Below are 2159 nucleotides of genomic sequence, written 5' to 3'. Positions count from 1 at the left end.
CGCTGGTTTATTGTCCTTAATAAAATCACTCAGTTTCACAAAGCTACTATTTACCGTTCCTGCATAGCTAAATATTAATGGTTTGACCGCAAAAATACTTCCTGATTCTGCTGCACTAAATCCTCCAACTGTAGTCTTTCTCGTGCTATCACCATACCTCTCACCTTCATTACCACCTCCTCCTATAAACGCTGTGGTTTCCTTCTCCAAAATTTCCCCATTCCCATAATCCACAACTATTTTAAAAATTGTGGTTTCCCCAATCTCAGTGCTATATTCATCCCGGGGTCGAAACTCCTTATCAATAATCTTTCCATTTTCATACATTTGTACCTTCAACCCTCCCGATGCTCTCCACCCCACTCGAACAGGTTTTTTCATATCCTTACTAAACATCACCTGCGCACTTATTTCAATCTCTCTTGGTTTTGGCAGTTCCAAAATCCCCGGACGATACAACTCCACTCCCTCCGAAAACTCTATAGAATCAGGAACTTTCAAGTTTTCAGCTTTAATAAACACCTTCTCTCCAATTTTCATATCCCAGGAACCATCCAAAATCCCATTGCGAATGGTTTCCCTCAACTTACTTATTTCTCCGTCTAAAAACATCTTCAAACTCACATCCTTGAAAAACGCTTCTTTCATTTCCTTAGTTTTCCAATGATCAATCCCCGCTGGCCACACTTTTTGTACTATATAACTAGGTGCATAAGCAGCTGCATCCTCCATTCTAATCTTTCCACAATCTCTTAATTTCTTCAGCAACACTTCCTGCTGCTTCTTTTTAGCATCACCTGAATCCTGCGCAGGCAAAGTATAGTGCATTAATCCCTTTGGTGCTTTCACCCGATCGCTCTCAGGGTAAAATAGGTGACGGTAGGTATTGCCAATTGACACCCTTACATTTAACTTAAAATTGCCTTCCCTTTCCTTGAGCTTTTTCCGTTGACCCTCGGATAAATCCTGTAACTTATCAGCAGACCTCATTATATTTTCTATAGCAATATATTCCCTCATGTTATCCAAACTACGTTCTAACTCCTGCTTATTAGCCACCAGGAACAATAATCGATTTTTATAAATCCGGAATTTTCCCGATTCTCCCGTGTTTTCAAAAACTCTTTCCACTAAAGTGGGCGCAACTTGGGTAGTATCAGAAATAGTTGCTTCATCAAAATCTATTACACATAAAGCTATATAATCCGCCACATCATCCACATCACTGGGATTCACCGGACCAGAAACCAGTTTAAAACAATGATCTGCAAAAATTGTATCCCGTTCCCTTCTTAAACGTTCCTTCGTTTCTGTAGTAGTTACTTGCTCCTTTTCTTGAGCAATCACCTTATTGAGTGATGGTTCTTCTTTAAACCTAGCAGTAGATGTAAATTGGTCATAATCTAAATACCAAGCAACCTCTCCTAATCTCTCTAAAACCGTTTGTACAAAACCAATATCCATACCAGGTGTGAGCAAACATAAATTCAGTTCCGAAACCCGAATACCTGCTGCAGTCCCTTGGTTGATAGAATTAAGAAAAATAGTTCTGGTAACCCAGCTAGTAAAAGGTGGTTTGTCTGCTGCACTCCATTCCTTATCCTGTATTTGACTATGTGCTTCCCGACCATCTGGATTGTAAATATCTGCTTGGATAGGTATTCGCATCAGTGGTCTATCCAAACGAGAAGTTAAATCACTGGTGATTTCTTCCTCCATACCCAGGGGAATATGATGGGGATGGATCATAGGAATCCAAAAAGGTGAATTTTCACCCATTATAGCTGAATTCTCAGCTAAATCTTCCAATTCTTGCCAAAGATAGCGAATAACTATAGCCAATAACCGTAATGCTCCCCTCGTGCGCTGGAAATTAGGAATGGATGCTATCTTCTTAGTCAGTAGATTAAATAGTTCAGGATGAAATGGATAGCTCTGTTCAATACTTTCAGCATAACTACTATCCTTACATCCACTAGGTAGATCTAATCGACTGTTCTTATAAACTTGCATATATTCCCTCCCAGCATCCCTTGCCGCATTAGAACATATACTACTAAACATTCTTTGCTTAACTATATTATATATCTCCACATCCGTACTAGGTTTGATAATTCTTTCCTGTCTAGCAGAAATAGAAAGAGCTTCCCTCACCTCCC

Annotated in this window: 1 protein-coding gene; it reads right to left on the bottom strand. The window is 39.6% G+C overall.

Features of this window, described 5'->3' with window-relative positions:
- Positions 1-2159, bottom strand: a 2159-nt coding sequence (locus ASL19_RS04260) for a DUF499 domain-containing protein (RefSeq protein ID WP_057177419.1), incomplete at both ends; no start/stop codon positions are given.

Source organism: Cylindrospermopsis sp. CR12 (assembly GCF_001432185.1).
Taxonomy (GTDB): domain Bacteria; phylum Cyanobacteriota; class Cyanobacteriia; order Cyanobacteriales; family Nostocaceae; genus Raphidiopsis; species Raphidiopsis raciborskii.
This window is presented reverse-complemented; position numbering and strand designations above follow the sequence as displayed.